This window comes from Flavobacterium amylolyticum (genome assembly GCF_048284335.1).
GTDB lineage: Bacteria > Bacteroidota > Bacteroidia > Flavobacteriales > Flavobacteriaceae > Flavobacterium.
Genome location: NZ_JBLVPG010000002.1, coordinates 400,433 through 420,029 on the forward strand (window position 1 = coordinate 400,433; position 19,597 = coordinate 420,029).

Annotated in this window: 19 protein-coding genes; 16 read left to right on the forward strand and 3 right to left on the reverse strand. The window is 32.6% G+C overall.

The genetic code is table 11. The annotated features are described in order from the left end of the window. Positions 1–6 precede the first annotated feature (6 nt). The gene (locus tag ACNQF9_RS07890; RefSeq protein ID WP_417960076.1) at positions 7–495 is read right to left on the reverse strand and encodes a GbsR/MarR family transcriptional regulator; all 489 of its coding nucleotides are present in this window, start codon (positions 493–495) and stop codon (positions 7–9) included. A 237-nt stretch (positions 496–732) separates the two neighbouring features. Between ACNQF9_RS07890 and ACNQF9_RS07895 the strand changes: the two genes are divergently transcribed. From ACNQF9_RS07895 to ACNQF9_RS07960, 14 genes are all read left to right on the forward strand, one after another. Continuing rightward, the gene (locus tag ACNQF9_RS07895) at positions 733–1,527 is read left to right on the forward strand and encodes a 3-keto-disaccharide hydrolase (protein WP_417989984.1); all 795 of its coding nucleotides are present in this window, start codon (positions 733–735) and stop codon (positions 1,525–1,527) included. Between the two features lie 122 nt (positions 1,528–1,649). After that, positions 1,650–2,879 (forward strand): HD domain-containing protein, encoded by a 1,230-nt coding sequence (locus tag ACNQF9_RS07900; protein ID WP_417960074.1) that lies wholly within the window; start codon positions 1,650–1,652, stop codon positions 2,877–2,879. A gap of 39 nt (positions 2,880–2,918) precedes the next feature. After that, entirely contained in the window at positions 2,919–3,962 is a 1,044-nt protein-coding gene (gene lpxD, locus ACNQF9_RS07905) for a UDP-3-O-(3-hydroxymyristoyl)glucosamine N-acyltransferase (protein WP_417960073.1), read from the forward strand. Beyond that, positions 3,955–5,343, forward strand: a complete 1,389-nt coding sequence (locus ACNQF9_RS07910) for a bifunctional UDP-3-O-[3-hydroxymyristoyl] N-acetylglucosamine deacetylase/3-hydroxyacyl-ACP dehydratase (protein ID WP_417960414.1) — start codon at positions 3,955–3,957, stop codon at positions 5,341–5,343. The genes lpxD and ACNQF9_RS07910 overlap by 8 nt, the downstream gene beginning before the upstream one ends. Before the next feature lie 85 nt (positions 5,344–5,428). Continuing rightward, complete coding sequence (lpxA, locus tag ACNQF9_RS07915) at positions 5,429–6,214, forward strand: acyl-ACP--UDP-N-acetylglucosamine O-acyltransferase (RefSeq protein WP_417960072.1); 786 nt, start codon at positions 5,429–5,431, stop codon at positions 6,212–6,214. Positions 6,215–6,343: 129 nt separating this feature from the next. Further along, positions 6,344–6,910 (forward strand): elongation factor P, encoded by a 567-nt coding sequence (gene efp / locus ACNQF9_RS07920; RefSeq protein WP_039108160.1) that lies wholly within the window; start codon positions 6,344–6,346, stop codon positions 6,908–6,910. Positions 6,911–6,978: 68 nt separating this feature from the next. Next, positions 6,979–7,908 carry a UDP-3-O-(3-hydroxymyristoyl)glucosamine N-acyltransferase gene (locus tag ACNQF9_RS07925; RefSeq protein ID WP_417960071.1) on the forward strand — a complete coding sequence of 310 codons (930 nt, stop codon included), beginning with the start codon at positions 6,979–6,981 and terminating at the stop codon, positions 7,906–7,908. A gap of 1 nt (position 7,909) precedes the next feature. Next, complete coding sequence (locus ACNQF9_RS07930; RefSeq protein ID WP_417960070.1) at positions 7,910–8,272, forward strand: nuclear transport factor 2 family protein; 363 nt, start codon at positions 7,910–7,912, stop codon at positions 8,270–8,272. Positions 8,273–8,366: 94 nt separating this feature from the next. Further along, the gene (sucD, locus tag ACNQF9_RS07935) at positions 8,367–9,239 is read left to right on the forward strand and encodes a succinate--CoA ligase subunit alpha (RefSeq protein ID WP_035672307.1); all 873 of its coding nucleotides are present in this window, start codon (positions 8,367–8,369) and stop codon (positions 9,237–9,239) included. A gap of 214 nt (positions 9,240–9,453) precedes the next feature. Continuing rightward, complete coding sequence (locus ACNQF9_RS07940) at positions 9,454–9,876, forward strand: hypothetical protein (protein ID WP_417960069.1); 423 nt, start codon at positions 9,454–9,456, stop codon at positions 9,874–9,876. 136 nt (positions 9,877–10,012) lie between these two features. Beyond that, on the forward strand, positions 10,013–10,759 hold the full coding sequence (gene fabG / locus ACNQF9_RS07945) for a 3-oxoacyl-[acyl-carrier-protein] reductase (RefSeq protein WP_417960068.1): 747 nt from the start codon (positions 10,013–10,015) through the stop codon (positions 10,757–10,759). A gap of 92 nt (positions 10,760–10,851) precedes the next feature. Further along, the gene (locus ACNQF9_RS07950; RefSeq protein ID WP_417989985.1) at positions 10,852–12,879 is read left to right on the forward strand and encodes a hypothetical protein; all 2,028 of its coding nucleotides are present in this window, start codon (positions 10,852–10,854) and stop codon (positions 12,877–12,879) included. Between the two features lie 14 nt (positions 12,880–12,893). Then, a complete protein-coding gene (locus tag ACNQF9_RS07955; protein ID WP_417989986.1) occupies positions 12,894–13,790 on the forward strand; it encodes a LysR family transcriptional regulator in 897 nt (298 codons plus the stop codon). Between the two features lie 75 nt (positions 13,791–13,865). Continuing rightward, positions 13,866–14,843 (forward strand): YeiH family protein, encoded by a 978-nt coding sequence (locus ACNQF9_RS07960; protein ID WP_417989987.1) that lies wholly within the window; start codon positions 13,866–13,868, stop codon positions 14,841–14,843. On the opposite strand, the gene ACNQF9_RS07965 is transcribed toward ACNQF9_RS07960, so the two are convergent. Beyond that, the gene (locus ACNQF9_RS07965) at positions 14,812–15,576 is read right to left on the reverse strand and encodes a YoaK family protein (RefSeq protein ID WP_417960064.1); all 765 of its coding nucleotides are present in this window, start codon (positions 15,574–15,576) and stop codon (positions 14,812–14,814) included. The two genes, ACNQF9_RS07960 and ACNQF9_RS07965, sit on opposite strands and share 32 nt — an antisense overlap. A 97-nt stretch (positions 15,577–15,673) precedes the next feature. Here ACNQF9_RS07965 and ACNQF9_RS07970 point away from each other — a divergent pair, with 97 nt between their 5' ends. Then, positions 15,674–16,672, forward strand: a complete 999-nt coding sequence (locus ACNQF9_RS07970; RefSeq protein ID WP_417960063.1) for a zinc dependent phospholipase C family protein — start codon at positions 15,674–15,676, stop codon at positions 16,670–16,672. Between the two features lie 56 nt (positions 16,673–16,728). Here the strand turns inward: ACNQF9_RS07970 and ACNQF9_RS07975 are convergent, their stop codons facing one another. Next, positions 16,729–18,828, reverse strand: coding sequence for an LTA synthase family protein (locus ACNQF9_RS07975; protein ID WP_417960062.1), 2,100 nt, complete (start codon positions 18,826–18,828; stop codon positions 16,729–16,731). Between the two features lie 172 nt (positions 18,829–19,000). Here ACNQF9_RS07975 and ACNQF9_RS07980 point away from each other — a divergent pair, with 172 nt between their 5' ends. Beyond that, positions 19,001–19,447 carry a QcrA and Rieske domain-containing protein gene (locus ACNQF9_RS07980; protein WP_417960061.1) on the forward strand — a complete coding sequence of 149 codons (447 nt, stop codon included), beginning with the start codon at positions 19,001–19,003 and terminating at the stop codon, positions 19,445–19,447. Positions 19,448–19,597 lie beyond the last annotated feature (150 nt).

Below are 19,597 nucleotides of genomic sequence, written 5' to 3' on the forward strand. Positions count from 1 at the left end.
ATTGATTTAATTATTATTTATTTCTATTTCTTTGAATTTTTCAATAGTTTTAATCAGAAGTTCCTCGACTTCACAAACATGGGCTTTATAGGCTTTGACATTTTCCATATTACATTGTTCTTCTGCACAAGAGACAGTTTTCTCTCGATATAGAATTAATTTGTCTATTATTTTTTTTTCAAAATCAAGGATTTTGATGTAGTTAGTTAATCTTTCACTGAATGGGGAAGGTTTAAAATACTTTTTTCGGTCACCGGATAAAGTGTAATAATTTATTTTATCCATTTTTAAAAGCAGATTTAAGTTTGTAGATATGGAACTTTTACTAGCACCTAGTTTTTCAACTATAGTTTCAAAAGTTAATCCGGTTTTACAACCATCAACTATCAGTAACCCAAGAATTCTGGAACCCAGTGGTGGTAAATTATACATTAACTCAAAATGAATTCCAAACATCTCGATTAGTTCTTCTCTGTCTTTTTGTGAAGTATCCATAATTTTTTTTACAAAACTACAGTTAGTTCATAGTTTACCGAACTAAACGAACTTAAATTTGTGTTAATTTTTAACAAACTGTATTTATTGGAGTTGTAACTTTCATGTGAAAATCTAAAGTTTAGACCTCAATTAGTTATATTTAAATTAAAAGTTAGTTGGTGAAAAAAAAATGCTTAATATTGAAAAGAGAACAATATCCATCTTACCATTTTATTAAACCAAATGAATTATACTATGACATCTAAAAACTTCAAAAGCTCTTTTTTAATAATTGCCTTATTTTCTGCAACTATAAGTATCGCACAACACAAATATGTGAATACGCCGCCAGAGGTTTCGCCAATGACCATGAAACCAGAAATGACTGAAATTTGGGAACCAGAAGTGAAAGTTATCACGCCAGCTAAAACGCTGGGGAACGCGCCATCGGATGCGATTATATTGTTTGATGGGAAAAACTTAGAGCAGTGGGTAAGTCAAAAAGATATAAGCAGGCCTGCTGGATGGAAAATTGTTGACAAAGACTATCTGGAAGTTGTTCCGGGTTCCGGAGCTATTCAAACCAAAATGGCTTTTGGAGATTGTCAGTTGCACTTAGAATGGAGTGCGCCAGATGTTGTTTTAGATGGCGGACAAGCGAGAGGAAACAGCGGCGTATTTTTTCAAAACAGATACGAATTACAAATATTAGATTCCTATAACAATAGAACGTACAACAATGGTCAGGCAGGAAGTATATATAAAGACCACTCTCCATTAGTAAATGCGGTAAAAACTCCGTTAGAATGGAATGCTTATGATGTAATTTATATGGCGCCCCGATTCAAAGCAGATGGAAGAATTGATGCTCCTGCAAGAATTACGGTGTTATTAAATGGTGTTTTAGTACAAAACAACACGACCATAAACGGTTTAACACTTTACATCGGTTTACATAATTATCCTTCGTCTCATGGCGAGGATGTTATTTCACTTCAGGACCATGATTCTAAAAATCAATTTAGAAATATTTGGATTAGAAAACTTTAAAAAAATATAACAACGGAGCGCTTCAAACGCTCCGTTTTTTTTGGTTCCAAATCACAATAAGGAACGTTTCTGTTTTGAAGTCTAATTTACTTATATTTGTTGACCTTAAAACAAATTTAATAGTGAGTCAAATCAATAAGCTTAAAATATTTAATGATCCAATTTATGGATTCATTACCATCCCAAATGCCTTAATTTACGATTTAATTCAGCATCCTTATTTTCAGCGCTTGCGTCGCATCTCTCAGATGGGGTTGTCTTATTTAGTATATCCAGGAGCAAATCATACCCGTTTTCATCACGCTTTAGGCTGCATGCATTTGATGCAAAAAGCAGTTGAAGTGTTGCGTTTCAAAGGTGTTTTAATTTCTCCTGAGGAGGAAAATGCATTGTACATTGCTATTTTATTACATGATATTGGGCATGGTCCATTTTCGCACGCCATGGAAAAAAGTATTGTTGAAGATGTACATCATGAAGAAATTTCATTATTATTCATGAACCAATTGGATGTAGAATTCAACGGCCAGTTGCGTTTGGCTATTCAAATTTTTAAAGGGGAATACTCTAGAAAATTTATGTTGCAACTAATTTCGAGTCAGCTGGATATGGACCGTATGGATTATCTGAAACGTGACAGTTTTTACTCAGGAGTAGCAGAAGGGAATGTCAATTCGGAGCGATTGATTCAAATGATGAATGTAGTCGATGATTATTTGGTAATTGAAGAAAAAGGAATTTATTCCGTAGAGAAATTTTTGATGTCTCGACGTTTAATGTACTGGCAGGCATATTTACATAAAACGAGTTTAGTCGCAGAGTTAATTTTGATGAAAATCTTAAAACGAGCCAAAGAATTAACCTTAAAGGGAATATTATTGCCTTGTAGTGAACCGCTATTGTTTTTCATGCAAAACAAGGTTACCAAAGATACCTTTGATACTGAGACCTTAGATTTATTTGCTCAATTGGATGATTTTGATATTATAGGTGCTTTAAAATCGTGGCAAAAACAAGAAGATTTCATATTGTCGTCTTTGAGTAAAATGATAGTAAACCGAGATTTATTAAAAATAAAACTGACCAGCGAAAAAGTGGCAATTGAAGAATTACAGCCATTAAAGGAGCGCTTTGCTATAGAGAATAATATTTCGCTATCAGAGACTAATTATTTTATATTTAAAGGCAAAATAAAGAATCAGGCTTACAGTAAAGAGGCAGAACCCATACGGATTTTGAAAAAAGACTGTACAATTGAGGACGTAATTGAATCTTCTGATCAGCTGAATTTAAAATCATTATCTAAATTGGTAACTAAGTATTACATCTGTTTCCCAAAACAACTACTATAAAAACACCATTTAAAATCTATTTTTTATATTTTTGTCGCAATGAAATTTACAGCAGAACAAATAGCAGGGATTTTAGAAGGTGAAGTTGTAGGGAATCCCATGGCAGAAGTTTTTAGATTGTCAAAAATTGAGGAAGGCGCTGAAGGGTCACTTACTTTTTTGTCCAATCCTAAATATCTTAACTTCATTTATTCGACAAAAGCATCAGTGACTATAGTTAATGATACTTTTGTTGCAGAATCGATTTTGACAACCACACTGATAAAAGTACAAGATGCCTATGCGGCATTTTCTAAATTATTGGAATTTTACAATCAGGTGAAGTTAAATAAAAGTGGTATCGAACAACCCTCATTCCTTTCGCAAAGTGTAAAATACGGAGATAATTTATATCTTGGTAGTTTTAGTTATGTAGGTCAAAATGTAGTTTTAGGAGAAAACGTAAAAATATATCCCAATTGTTTCATTGGAGACAATGTGATTATAGGTGATAATGTGTTATTATTTGCTGGAGCAAAAATTTATTCCGAGACTGTAATCGGCAATAATTGTACCATTCATTCTGGAGCTATAATAGGCGCTGATGGTTTTGGTTTTGCACCAAATTCAGATGGAACGTATACTAAGATTCCGCAAATAGGAAATGTGATTATTGAGGATAATGTCGATATTGGTTCCTGTACTACAATTGACAGAGCCACAATGGGTTCAACAATTATTAGAAAAGGAGTAAAGCTGGACAATCAAATTCAAATTGCCCATAATGTAGAAATAGGGGAAAATACTGTTATTGCTGCTCAAACAGGCGTAGCAGGTTCTACAAAAATTGGAAAAAACGGAATGATTGGCGGTCAAGTTGGGATTTCGGGACATTTGACTATAGGAAATAATGTTCGGATTCAGGCGCAAGCTGGTGTGGGCCGAAATATAAAAGACAATGAAATTTTACAAGGAAGTCCTGCGTTTGGATACAATGATTTTAGTAAATCGTATGTTCATTTTAAGAATTTACCTAAAATTGTAGCAGAAATAGAAGAATTAAAAAAACAAATATTAAACCAAAAAAATGGAAACAATGGTTAAACAGAAGACCATCAAAACAGAAATCTCGCTAACTGGAGTTGGACTACACACCGGTAAAGAAGTGAAAATGACTTTTAAACCTGCTCCAGTGAATAATGGTTTTACTTTTGTTCGAATAGATCTGGAAGGACATCCTATCATTGAAGCAGATGCTAATTATGTTGTCAACACACAAAGAGGAACTAATTTAGAAAAGCTTGGGGTAAAAATTCAAACTCCAGAACATGTTCTTGCTGCGTTAGTTGGGTGTGATTTAGATAATGTCATTATCGAGTTGAATGCTTCAGAGCTTCCAATTATGGATGGTTCTTCTAAGTATTTTGTGGAGGCACTTGAAAAAGCAGAATTTGAAGAGCAGAATGCAAAAAGAAATGTATATGTAGTCAAAGAAGTTATTTCTTTTATTGACGAAGCATCAGGTAGTGAAATCTTAGTAATGCCAAGTGATCATTATTGTGTAACAGCAATGGTTGATTTTGGAACTAAAATTTTAGGTACACAAAATGCAAACATGAAAAGCATTGCTGATTTCAAAACGGAGATATCAGAGTCCAGAACTTTTAGTTTCTTACACGAGTTAGAATCTCTTCTAGAAAATGGTTTGATAAAAGGTGGCGATTTAAATAATGCTATTGTTTATGTAGATAAAGAAATTTCTGCTGCAACGATGGAGAATTTAAAAGTTGCTTTTGGAAAAGATGAAATTACGGTTAAACCAAATGGGATTTTAGACAATCTTACGTTGCATTATCCAAATGAAGCTGCAAGACATAAATTACTAGATGTAGTGGGAGATTTAGCTTTAATTGGAACTAAAATACAAGGTAAAGTAATTGCCAACAAGCCCGGTCATTTTGTAAATACTCAATTTGCAAAAAAAATGGCAAAAATCATAAAGATAGAACAAAGAAATTATGTTCCAGTTTTTGATTTACACCAAGAGCCATTAATGGATATTCATAAAATTATGGCCGTTCTTCCTCATAGACCTCCATTTTTATTGATTGATAGAATTATTGAAATGTCTGAAAGCCATGTTGTAGGGATGAAAAATGTTACCATGAATGAAAATTTCTTTGTTGGTCATTTTCCTGAAGCTCCGGTTATGCCCGGTGTTTTAATTGTAGAAGCCATGGCGCAAACTGGTGGGATTTTGGTATTGAGTACCGTTCCGGATCCAGAAAATTATTTGACTTATTTTATGAAGATAGACAATGTCAAATTCAAGCATAAAGTATTGCCAGGGGATACTTTAATTTTTAAATGTGACTTAATAACACCTATCAGAAGAGGAATTTGCCACATGCAAGCCAATGCATATGCGAATGGGAAACTTGTTGCTGAAGCGGAATTAATGGCGCAAATTGCAAAAAAACAATAGATTTGGATCAAAAACGTTTCAATTGAATCTAAAAATATCAATTGAAGTCTTTTAGTCTGATAAATATAAAAATAAATAATAGCTGATGAATCAACCACTAGCCTATGTTCATCCAGGCGCAAAAATAGCCAAAAACGTTGTCATCGAGCCTTTTACCACCATTCATAATAATGTGATTATTGGAGATGGTACTTGGATTGGTTCTAATGTTACAATAATGGAAGGGGCAAGAATTGGAAAAAATTGTAATATATTCCCGGGCGCAGTAATCTCAGCGGTTCCTCAAGATTTAAAATTTGGAGGAGAGGATTCTTTGGCAATAATTGGAGACAATTGTACCATTAGAGAATGTGTAACCATTAACAGAGGAACGATAGCATCTGGACAAACTACTTTAGGAAATAATTGTTTGGTAATGGCAACAGCACATATTGCGCACGATTGTCATATAGGCGATAATGCCATTATTGTAAACGGGGTCGCTTTGGCAGGTCACGTTACTGTTGGAAAATATGCCGTTATTGGAGGATTGGCTGCAATTCATCAATTTATTCAAATTGGGGATCATGCCATGATATCTGGGGGATCTTTGGTAAGAAAAGATGTTCCTCCTTACACAAAAGCAGCAAAAGAGCCTTTGTCGTATGTTGGGATTAATTCTGTTGGATTAAGAAGACGCGGTTTTACAACTGAAAAAATAAGAGAAATTCAGGATATTTACAGAATTCTTTATCAGAAAAATTACAATACCACTCAGGCATTGGGTATTATTGAAGCTGAAATGGAAGCAACTCCAGAACGAGATGAAATTATTGATTTTATCAGAAATTCATCTAGAGGAGTAATGAAAGGATATTCCGGAAATTATTAATTTCCAACCGTCTTTGAAGGATTAGAGAAAGTAAGTACACATATAAAATAATTAAGTAACAATAATTTCAACCAGTTTCCTATCCTACGGGAGAAAGACCTGAGTAGGAAAACAAATAAATAAAAAATAATGGCATCTACATCAGATATTAAAAACGGATTGTGTATTAAATACAACAATGATATTTATAAAATCATTGAATTTCTTCACGTAAAACCAGGAAAAGGTCCTGCTTTTGTTAGAACTAAATTGAGAAGTTTAACAAATGGAAAAGTATTGGATAATACTTTTTCGGCTGGTCATAAAATCGAAGAAGTAAGAGTAGAAAACCATAAATTTCAATTTTTATATCCTGAAGGTGATGATTTTCATTTTATGAATACAGAAACTTTCGAACAAATTACTTTAAATAAAAATATTTTAGATTCGCCAGATTTATTGAAAGAAGGTGAAAATGTAATGGTAAGTATTAATACAGAGACTGATTTACCCCTTTCTGTTGATATGCCAGCATCTGTAATACTTGAAGTAACTTATGCTGAACCAGGAATTAAAGGAAATACAGCTACAAACGCTACAAAATCAGCAACTGTTGAAACGGGTGCCACAGTAAATGTTCCTTTATTTATTAATGAAGGTGATAAAATAAAAATTGATACGACCTCAGGTTCTTATATGGAACGTGTAAAGGAATAGAGTACACTACTCAGTATTCAGCTCACATGCTAGCTGAATACTGAATATAGAAACTGAATACTAAATTTATGAAATTCCAAAAAGTTTATACTTTAGAAGAAATTGCCAACATCATCAATTGTGAATATGTTGGTGATGCTACCTTTCCGGTTACAGGGATGAATGAAATTCATGTAGTGGAATCTGGTGATATCGTTTTTGTAGACCATCCTAAGTATTATGATAAAGCTTTAAACTCAGCAGCAACAATAGTTTTAATTAATAAAAATGTAGCGTGTCCAGAAGGGAAAGCCTTGTTGATTTCAGAAGATCCTTTTAGAGATTTTAATAAATTAACACATTATTTTAGGCCTTTTCAATTTTCGAATGTTTCAATAGCCACTTCAGCTTCAATAGGGGAAAACACTATAATTCAGCCAAATACATTTATTGGAAATCATGTTGTTATTGGGAAAAATTGTTTAATCCATTCCAATGTATCTATTTACGATTACACTGTAATTGGGGATAATGTAATTATTCATGCTGGAACAGTTCTTGGAGCCGATGCGTTTTATTATAAAAAACGTCCCGAAGGTTATGATCCATTACTTTCAGGTGGAAGAGTTGTCATTAAAGACAATGTGGGAATTGGAGCGCTTTGTACTATCGACAAAGGAGTGACAGGCGATACAACAATTGGGGAAGGAACAAAAATTGACAATCAGGTGCATGTAGGTCACGATACTGTGATTGGAAAAAAATGTTTAATTGCTTCCCAAACCGGCATAGCTGGCTGTGTAATTATTGAAGACGAAGTTACCATTTGGGGACAAGTAGGCACCACTAGCGGAATAACAATTGGCGCTAAGGCAGTTATTCTTGGACAAACTGGAGTGACTAAATCAGTAGAAGGAGGCAAATCATATTTTGGAACACCAATTGAAGAATCACGAGAAAAATTAAAACAGCTGGCTAATATCAAGAAGATACCAGAAATTCTTACTAAACTAAAATAATATGTCTGCTAAAGAAATCGTTCAGAAATTTTATAAATCTGATGCTCTCATTGATAGTGAAGTCATAAAAGATTTTTTACATCCAGAGGTGATTGTCGAATGGAATAGTAGTACAGGATTTGTAGAGCTGAATTATGATTCTTTATTAAATTTATCCAATGATTTGAGTAAAGCTTATGTACGTTCCAAGGTTCGTATAAGCCATATTATTGGTGAAAACGATATGATTTCGGTACGGTATTCTCATTTTGTAAAAACGATTGAGAACCCGAGAGAGGAGATGTTATTAGCCCATTTTATAGTTATTTGGCAAATAAAAGACAATAAATTATTTCGAGGCTACCAAATGAGCCAATTATCCTAATATAGTGTCAAAAAACTGAATGCTGAATATTGATTAGTGCTTACTATTTTATACTTTTGCATAACGATTTTAAAAACTACATAAAAAATATATCATGAGTGTTTTAGTTAATAAAGATTCCAAAATAATTGTTCAAGGTTTTACAGGAAGCGAAGGAACTTTCCATGCTTCTCAAATGATTGAGTACGGTACTAACGTTGTTGGTGGTGTAACTCCGGGAAAAGGGGGAACAACTCACTTAGACAGACCAGTTTTCAACACTGTAAAAGATGCTGTAGAACAAGCAGGAGCAGATACAACTATCATTTTTGTTCCGCCAGCTTTTGCTGCAGATGCAATTATGGAAGCTGCAGATGCCGGAATTAAAGTAATTATTGCAATTACTGAAGGAATACCAGTTGCTGACATGATAAAAGCAAATAGTTATGTTAAAGAAAGAAATGCTCGTCTAATAGGACCTAACTGTCCAGGAATAATTACTCCAGGCGAAGCTAAAGTTGGAATTATGCCAGGTTTTGTTTTCAAAAAAGGAACTGTTGGTATTGTTTCTAAATCTGGAACATTAACGTACGAAGCAGCTGACCAAGTAGTAAAACAAGGATTAGGAATCACTACTGCAATTGGTATTGGTGGAGATCCAATCATTGGAACAACTACAAAAGAAGCAGTTGAATTATTGATGAACGATCCAGAAACAGAATGTATCGTAATGATAGGTGAAATAGGCGGACAATTAGAAGCTGATGCAGCGCATTGGATTAAAGCAGATGGTAACCGTAAACCAGTTGTAGGATTCATTGCAGGAGTTACTGCTCCTCCAGGACGTACAATGGGACATGCAGGTGCAATTGTGGGTGGATCAGACGATACTGCCGAAGCTAAAAAACAAATCATGAGAGAATGTGGAATTCACGTAGTAGATTCTCCAGCAGAAATTGGTAAAAAAGTAAAAGAAGTTTTAGGTTAATCTAAAATCTAATTAAATATTTTAAAAGCCTCACAATTTGTGGGGCTTTTTTATTATAAATTGAATTAAAGAAATATCTTTGCACTTTATTAAATACAGCTATTTTCAGATGTAATCCTAATAAGAACAAACATAAACGAATGGTTTTTAATTGACCTCACGATTTTGTGAGGTATTTTTTTGTCGAAACCAGTTCAAATAAAAATAAAATAATATGTACAAAGAGTTAAAAAAATTCAAAGTTACCAATCAATTTTCATTTACTACACAAGATAGCTTATCAGAAGTTTGCAACGCATCAGAAGGTTCTGGAGTATTTTTAGTTTATTCGATAGGAGATGAAAAAGAGTTAATTATGGTTGGTTCTACTGGAACTGTTCAAAATAACGGAACTTTGAAAATTAAAAATGGTGGCCTTAAAGAAAAGATTGTTGAAGGACACCAATTTGCAAAAACAGGAAGAAAATATTCTTGGCCTGCACAAATGAAAATTGAAGATATCAGTACACTTGAAGTGGTTTGGTATGAAACATTTAATGATAAGACAAAAGTGATTCCAACATTTGTAGAAGGACAAGTTTTACAAAACTTCCTTGACGAAAATGGAAGACTGCCAAAATGGAATGTAGCTTTTTAGTCAATTTCAAAAATCATAAAAATTACTATTTAAAAGCTTTACCTCGGTAAGGCTTTTTTTGTACTACAAATTTCATAAAACGCTTAAATAATCTATATTTGTACATCAAAATAATAAACATACTTATCATTATAATATGAAATTACTAGAAGGAAAAGTTGCTATAATTACAGGTGCAAGCCGCGGAATTGGTAAAGGAATTGCAGAAGTTTTTGCAAAACATGGCGCAAATGTTGCATTTACATATAGTTCGTCAGTGGAATCAGCTTTGGCTCTTGAAAATGAATTGAATGCTTTAGGAATTAAAGCTAAGGGATATCAATCTAACGCAGCCGATTTTAATGAAGCGCAAACACTTGTTGATGCAGTTTTGGCTGAATTTGGAACGGTTGATATTCTAATAAATAATGCTGGAATTACTAAAGACAACCTATTGATGCGCATGTCTGAAGGAGATTTCGATCATGTAATCGATGTTAATTTGAAATCGGTTTTTAATATGACCAAAGCCATTCAACGTACTTTCTTGAAACAACGTTCTGGTTCTATAATCAATATGAGTTCTGTTGTGGGAGTTAAAGGAAATGCAGGACAAACAAATTATGCTGCCTCTAAAGCCGGCGTTATTGGTTTTTCTAAATCTGTTGCATTAGAATTAGGATCTCGTAACATTCGTTGTAATGTAATTGCTCCGGGTTTTATAGAAACAGAAATGACTGCTAAATTAAACGAAGATGTTGTAAAAGGATGGAGAGACGGAATCCCCTTGAAACGTGGCGGAACTACCGAAGACGTTGCCAATGCATGTCTTTTCTTTGCTTCAGATATGAGCGCGTATGTAACGGGACAAGTAATGAATGTTTGTGGAGGAATGCTTACCTAAATTTAATTAAAAAATTCTAAAATTCAAAGATTTAAAGGTTTTTGAACTACGCAATTAATTTTTTAATCCTTTAATCTTTTAATGATGAATAAATGACAACAAACACTATACTATTATTACTTCTTTCTTTACTAATAGCTGGTGGTTTGTCATTTTATCAATACATCTACAAAGCCAAAAACAAATCGAAAGTCGGTTGGTTTTTGGCTTTTTTGCGTTTTATGTCCATTTTCGGAATTTTATTGTTGTTGATTAATCCTATACTAACAAAAAATACGCTTGAAACTGTAAAAACACCTTTACCTATTGTAATTGATAATTCCAGTTCCATTTCTTTTTTGAATGCTAATATAAAAGCATTGGAATTGCATAAAAAAATACAATCAAACTCAGATTTAAAAAAGAAATTTGATGTGCAATCGTATCAGTTTTCAGACGATTTTGAACCAACAACACTATTTAATTTTAAAGGAATACAAACGAATATTGATGTTGTAGCTAAAAATCTAAAAAGCATTTATAGAAACACAAACTACCCAACGGTTTTAATTACAGATGGAAATCAAACTTCTGGTAATGATTATGTCTATAGCTTTGATGCTGTGAATAAAGTATATCCAATAATTGTAGGTGACACTACAACTTTGTTAGATTTTAAAATCAGTCAATTGAATGTTAATAAATATGCTTTTCACAAAAATAAATTTCCTATTGAAGCATTTTTGCACTATTCAGGAACTAAAAGTGTAACAGCAGATTTTATCATTTCACAAGGAAATTCGGTATTCAGTAAACAATCTATTGCCTTTTCGCCCTCCAAAAAAACGGCAACAATAAGTGTCCTTTTACCGGCTGATAAGATAGGATTACAGGTTTTTAAAGCTACTATTGAATCGAAAGAAAAGGAAAAAAACACGTATAATAACATCAAGAATTTTGCGGTTGAAGTTATAGATCAAAAAACAAGTATAGCCATAATATCAGCTATAAACCATCCCGATTTAGGTGCGCTAAAAAGAGCCATCGAGTCCAATGTACAACGTAAAGTAACTATTGTTAAGCCAAATGAAATCAAAATATTACAAGATTTTAATGTTTTAATTTTATACCAACCAACAAGCGAATTCAAAACCATTTTTGAGAATAATAAAGGAGCCGGAATCAATACGTTTATTATTACTGGAAACAACACCGATTTTAATTTTCTGAATCAGCAACAGAATAATTTGAGCTTTAAAATGAGCGGACAGAAAGAAGATTATTTGTCGGTTTTTAATGCGCAGTTTAATTTGTTTGCAGCTGACAATATCGGGTTTGAAAATTTACCGCCTTTGCAAAATGCTTTTGGAACCGTAACTACAAAAGGGGCGGTGTCAGTTTTGCTTTCATCAAAAATTAGAACAATTCATACCAATTCCCCTTTATTGGCTTTTACGGAAAATCAAGGCAAACGAACCGCTTATCTTTTGGGAGAAAACAGTTGGAAATGGCGTTTGCAAACGCATATCAACAATCAATCTTTTGAAAAATATGATATTTTCATGGATAAGATAATTCAGTTTTTGGCTTCTAATAATTCTAAAAAATCACTAGTAGTTGAACATGAAAGTTTTTATAATTCTGGTGAAGCCATTGAAATAAGAGCACAATTTTTCAATAAAAATTATGAGTTTGATGAAAAGGCTCGTTTGAGTATTGCGGTGACAAATATTAAAACTAAGCAAACTAAAAACTACAATTTATTAAAAGCAAATAATTCTTACAAAGTTAATCTAGACGGACTTAAAGCGGGTCCTTATACTTTTACAGTAAAAGAATTAAATTCAAAAACGGCCTATTCCAGTAGTTTTGAAATTCTTGATTTTGATATCGAAAAGCAATTTGTCAATCCCGATGTCGAAAAATTATCACAATTAGCAACACAAACACAAGGAAAAGCATTTTTTCCGGATCAAGTAGATCTGTTGATTAAGACGCTTTTAGAAAATGAGGAATACAAGGCGATACAAAAGAATATTGCTACCAAAACGCCTTTGATTGATTGGATTTGGTTATTGGTTCTAATTTCAATTTTGCTGACAACCGAATGGTTTGTTCGAAAATACAACGGATTATTGTAATACAATTAAACACCATGGATTTTAGACTGAAAGTATTTTATACCGTTGCCAACCGTTTGAGTTTTACAAAAGCTGCAACAGAATTGTTTATTACGCAACCTGCCATTTCAAAACATATTCAGGAATTAGAGGAGCAGTATAAAATTAAATTATTTGATAGAAATGGTTCTAAAATCGCGCTGACAACTGCCGGTGAAGTATTATTAAAGCACACTAAAAACATTTTTGAAGTATACCGTGAGATCGATTTTGATATGAGTACGCTGATAAATCAACGCTCCGGATTGTTGCGATTAGGAGCCAGTACGACAATTTCTCAGTATATAATTCCGCCACTTTTAGCCCGTTTCCATCAAAAATTGCAGGATGTAAAAGTGAGTTTGCTAAATGGAAATACGGAACAAATAGAAAATGCCTTATTAAAACAGGAAATTGAAATAGGAATTGTAGAAGGACAATCAAAAAATAAGTCTATTAAATACACCGAGTTTTTAAAAGACGAATTGGTTTTAGTCTGCAAGAATTCCAATCCATTAATCAGCCTTGATGAAGTGACCCAAGAGGATCTTAAAAGTATGCATTTCTTAATGCGAGAACAAGGTTCAGGAACACTTGAAGTTATTGAACATGCATTAAAACCATTTGAGATCAAACTATCAGAACTACAAATTGAAATGCAATTAGGCAGCACCGAAAGTATAAAGTCCTATTTAATGAACTCTGATTGTGTGGCTTTTATATCCATTCATGCAATAAAAAAAGAACTTATAAACAATGAACTGGCTATATTAGATATTAAAGACCTGATTATAGAACGCTTTTTTTATGTTATTACGTTACAAGGAAAAACCGATTCACTATCCGATTTGTTTATTCAGAATATTTCCAATCATTATAATTTAAAGTTATGATAGATTATAATTTGCGATTGGTGTAAATAGATTTATCGCTCCATCTTTGTATTGTAATAATTCAACAGCTTTACATTGGAAACGCATCAAAAAGTAATTCAAAAAGAATCTTTTATTTTTTTAAAAGTAAACTCCACATTGCAGCAACTCATTTTTGTTGCCTTGTTATTGATTTGTACCACAATTTTTGTTTCTCCGCCAATTGCTTTAGTATTGGGTTTGATTGTCGCCAATCTTTTTGGACATCCTTTCTTAGAATTAAATCATAAAGCCACTAATTATTTATTACAATTTTCAGTTGTTGGTTTAGGATTTGGGATGAATATTAACAATGCAGTATCAGCCGGAAAAGAAGGGTTTTTGTTTACTGTAATTTCTATTGCTGTTACTTTAGTTTTAGGAACTTTTCTAGGAAAATGGTTTAAAACCGACAAGAAAACCTCCCATCTAATTTCTTGTGGTACTGCAATTTGTGGAGGTAGTGCTATAGCTGCTATTGCACCAGTAATCGAATCAAATGAAAAGCAAACTTCAGTGGCTTTGGGAGTAATTTTTATTCTTAATTCAATTGCGTTGTTTTTATTTCCTGCTGTAGCTTACTGGTTAGATTTATCACAAAAAGAATTTGGATTATGGTGCGCCATTGCTATTCATGACACAAGCTCTGTGGTAGGAGCTGCGAGTAGATATGGACCTGAAGCCTTACAAATAGCAACTACGGTAAAATTAGCCCGTGCTTTATGGATTGTTCCAGTAGCATTGATTACGGCATTAATTTTTAAAAATAAATCGGGCAAAATAAAAATTCCTTATTTTATTGGATTGTTTATTTTGGCGATGACTGCCAATACCTATCTGCCACAAATGGTGAGTGTAGCGCCGCACCTAGTTTCAGTTTCCAAAATAGGTTTGACGGTAACTTTATTTTTAATTGGAGCCGGATTAAATAAAACTGTTTTTAAATCGGTGGGATGGAAACCACTTACGCAGGGAATTTTGTTATGGATATCGATAGCTTTAGCTACTTTAATCTTGGTTGTTTATTTAAAATAATTTTACGTAGAACGTTTTTCCGTTTGATAATATGAAATTTTAATCGCAAATAATCATACAAAAGTGCGATTAATAAAAAAGTTGCTGCAATAAAAAGGGTTTTCATTTTTAAAAAAACATAAAGAAAGCCTCCTAAAAAACAACCAATGAAAAAGAAAATAATAATGGATACTCTTAAAAAAATACTAGTTTTTAATTTTTTGTTTTCTTCGGTTTTTTTATAGAAAAATAATTGAGACAATTCTATTCCTAAATCTGTAAAAAGTCCTGTTAAATGTGTAGTTCGTACTGTTGATTGAGAAATTTTAGTAACTAATGAGTTTTGTATTCCCATAGCAAAAAGCATTGAAAAAGCGATCGAATTTCCTTCAAAACTAGTTAAGCCAGATTGCGTTCCAAAAAAACCAACACTTATTAAAACAATCATTTCCAGTGAAATTGGAATAACATGAGATAAATTAGGATGTTTTTTAGAAATCAATTCTGCTAAAAAATTAGACGTAAAAGCACCTAACAAAAAGAAAAGGGTAAAAACTAAAAAAGTTAATGCAGCCAGATAATTCTGCTTCATTATTTCTTCGGCAAAATAAGCAAAATGACCAGTTACATTTGTAGTTAATGTATTTATAGATAATACTCCCGTAACATTTACTATTCCGGCTACAAAAGACAACAAAGTAGCTAAACGAAGATTATGAACAAAAGTTCTGTTTTTTCCTTGATGTCGAAACATAGTTGTTGTTTTCTTTTTTATTAACAGAATCTTAAACCCAAATTTTCTTAATAACGATTTAAAGAAATATATTTGTATCTCAAAAAAAATAAATTTAATGAAAAAATTTAAAATCAGACCTACACTTATTGTTTTATCTACTATTGGAGTTGCTTTTTTTCTTATGTCATGGGGAATTATCGGTCATGAGCGAATCAACAGAGCAGCTGTAATGGCACTGCCAAAACCATTACAAATTTTTTTTTATAATCATATTGATTTTATCACGCAAGAATCTACGGTCCCAGATTTAAGAAGAAATGTATTAAACGACAAAGCTGAAGCCCCTCGTCATTATTTTGACATGGAGAATTTTGGTGATGTAGAAACTTTTCCCAAAACTATGGAAGAGGCAAAACTAAAATATGAGGAGAAATTCTTGACTAAAAATGGAATTTTACCTTGGTACATTCAGGATATGATGGTCAAGTTGACTAAGGCTTTTAAAGAAAAAAGAAAAAACGAAATATTATTTATTGCGGGTGATTTAGGGCATTACATTGCAGATGCACACATGCCTTTGCATACTTCTGATAATCATGATGGCCAAAATACGAATCAAAAAGGAATTCATTCTTTATGGGAAAGTCGTTTGCCTGAATTGTTTGTCAAAGATTATAAGTTAAATGTTCCGGAAGCTATATATTTAGAAAATGTAGATAAAGCAACTTGGAATATTATTTTTGATACTCACAGTTTAGTAGATCCTTTATTAGCAGCGGATAAAAAACTAAGATCAACAACCGCTGAAAACAAAATGTATGTAACGGATGCCGCAGGAAATGTAGTTAAAAACAAATATGGAGGTATGCAATATTCGGATGAATATGCAAGCAAATTTCATACGGAGTTAAACGGTATGGTTGAAAAACAAATGAAAAAAGCAATTACTGCAACTGCGAGTTTTTGGTATACAGCGTGGGTAAATGCAGGAAAACCCGATTTAAGCAATCTTGATGCAGCTGAACTCACAAAACGAAATAGTAAAGGATTGAAAAAGGATTTAAAAACTTTTGAAAAAGGTACTCTTTTTGGTTTAATAAATGAAAAAGAATAACAAATAAAAATATAATTTAAAACGGGTGAAACTTTAATTTCACCCGTTTTTTTTTGCTAATTAATTTTTTGATAGTTTTTTTTGTTTAATATATCAGAGGCTGTTTGATAATAGGAAATCGTTTCTTTTATTAAATTGGGTCTTTCTTTTATCAAGGGTGTCTGATTGTAAAAAATTTGAAAATCAAAACCTACTTTTTGCTTTGGTTTTAAGGTCAATTGAAATTGTTTGGCTTTTTGTTTGGGTGATATTATAGTTACAATACCATCCTTTATTAATCCTAAATCTTGATACGTTGCGATCAAAGCTCTGGGCTTATAATCAGATTTTAGCACGTCCTGACCATAAAATTTACTTTGATAATTAAAGTTTAATAATCCAAATACTGTAGGCATTATGTCAATCTGTGACATTAGCTTGGTATATTTTTTAGGTGCTATAAAATCAGGACTATAAATCAGGGCTGGAATTCTATATTTGTCTACCGGCAACTCTATTTTTCCTGCGCTTGAAGCACAATGATCTGCTAAAATAACAAAAACAGTATTGGTAAACCAAGGTTGTTTTTTAGCCATTTCAAAGAATTTTTTGATTGCAAAGTCAGTATACTTAACTCCACCGTCACGAGATTTTGCATCGCCTGGAATGTCTATTTTTCCATTAGGATAAGTGAATGGTCTGTGATTGCTTACGGTCATTATATGATTAAAGAACGGCTTATTTGCCTTTGCCTCAGTATTCATAATCGTGATGGCCTTGTTGTACATATCTTCATCGCAAACTCCCCAAATATTATCGAAAGTGATTTCTTTTGGAGTGAACGTTTTTTTATCTACAATTTCGTATCCATTTCCCACAAAAAAATCTTCCATATTATCAAAAAAAGCATCGCCACCATACATAAACTTTACAGTGTACCCTTTTTGTTTAAAGACAGTTCCGGTTGAGAACTTGTTTTTATTGTCTTTTCTTTTTACCACACTTTCCCCTGCTGTAGGAGGAAAACACAAAGTAACTGCCTCAAGTCCACGAACTGTTCTGTTTCCAACAGCATAGAGGTTTGTAAAAACTAAACTTTTGCTGGCCAGACTGTCTAAGAAAGGAGTGATATTTTTGTCGTTACCATACATTTTCATGAATTCGGCACTGTAACTTTCAATAGTTATTAGTACTACATTTTTATGATTTTCAGTAGCTTCATTTTTTATTTGTCTCAAAGTTGTTTCTCCTGAAATGGAAGGAATTTGTTTCTTTAATTGCGCAAAGGCTTCTCTATTGGGAACTGTTTTATAAAATTTGAAATAATCCAGTTCACTGCGCACAAATGCCAGATAGAATTTATAAATACCATTTGCCTGCAGCTCATTTGCAAAAACATTATGTGAGTTTTCTTTTAAAGATAAAAATGGAATGGCCAGTATTGAGAGACCAAAAAGCGAAAAATAAATTCCAGACAGTTTTATTTTTTCTACAAATCCTGGGAGGCTCTGAATGTACTTTTTTGATTTTTTTACAATTAAATAGGTTACACTTCCTGCAACAATAAAAAGTACAGTAAACAATGGAATAACAGGATATGACTCTATAATATTTCCTATAACCTCATTGGTGTAAACCAAATAATTTACTGCAATAAAATTATATTTTACCCCAAATTCATTCCAAAAAAAGTACTCACTAATTCCGTTTTGTAAAATTAGAACAACATAAAGAAAAATGACAAAAGAAAACAGCCAGAATCGTATTTGGTTTCGATATGTAGGCAAAAAAAGTAGCAATCCAAATAGGACTGTTTTAATTGCTATAAAAATGATACCAATTTTAGGCAAAGCACCACCATACTCATTGAGAATAGTATTTCCAAATGAAACATAAATCAACAATCCTACAAATAAACCAAAAATGATGTAACCGTAGGGTTTAAAATATTTCGAATTGGATATGAAAATAAGGTATATCCATAAAAAAGCACTGATCAATATAAAAATAAAAAAATCAGAAAGGAAACCAAATACGAATAGTGATAGGGTATCAATAGCAGTAAATGAGGCTTGGGTAATAGGATGGAATAAAAGAATTATTCTAGAAATGAAACTTACAGTCGTGTAGAATAGTAGTAAATAATAGAATGGTGCAGTTTTTTGAAACAGTTGCATGATAATAAATTTAAATGTAAAAGTAAACATAAACTTTAGTACTAATTTTTAAGAATTGCTTAATGTTTTAAAGCTATGAGTAACTTTTATTTTATTTTTTAGTTAAATGAAAACTACAGCTGTATTTTTTTCGTATACATTTATATATACTAACCCAATACATAAAAGAATTATGACTAGAAAAGAATTTTTTGCAAGAGTAGGATTTGGAGCTGCAACAGTTTTGTTACCGGCTTGCCTTGCAGGCATGGCCACAAGCTGTAGTTCAGATGACACCAATACAGGATCAGGCACTAACGCTGGTACTCCAGCGCCATCAGCTAATTCGAATTTTACAGTTGATGTAAGCATGGGGACTTTAGCTACAAACGGCGGGTTTCTAGTGACCAAAGGAATAATTATTGCACGAACTAGTGCAGGTGAATTTTTAGCAGTTTCAGCGGCATGTCCACACGAAGGAGTAATTGTCAATTATGATGAAGGAGGCAATAAATTTGTTTGTCCAAGGCATAATTCCCAATTTACAAGTAAAGGGGTTGTTACAAGCGGGCCAGCTTCTTCTAATTTGAAAGAGTATAAAACTACATTAGCAGGAACAACTTTGACCGTTTATGTTTAATTAAAATGTGTTGTTAGTATGAATTGGTGTCTTTTAAAGGGGAAATTAAATTGAAAATAAATACTAATTAATACTTTTTATACACAATTAATTCTTACTTAATTTTAACCATTTGAAAGCATTCCTACAGAAGAATTAAATACTTTTACA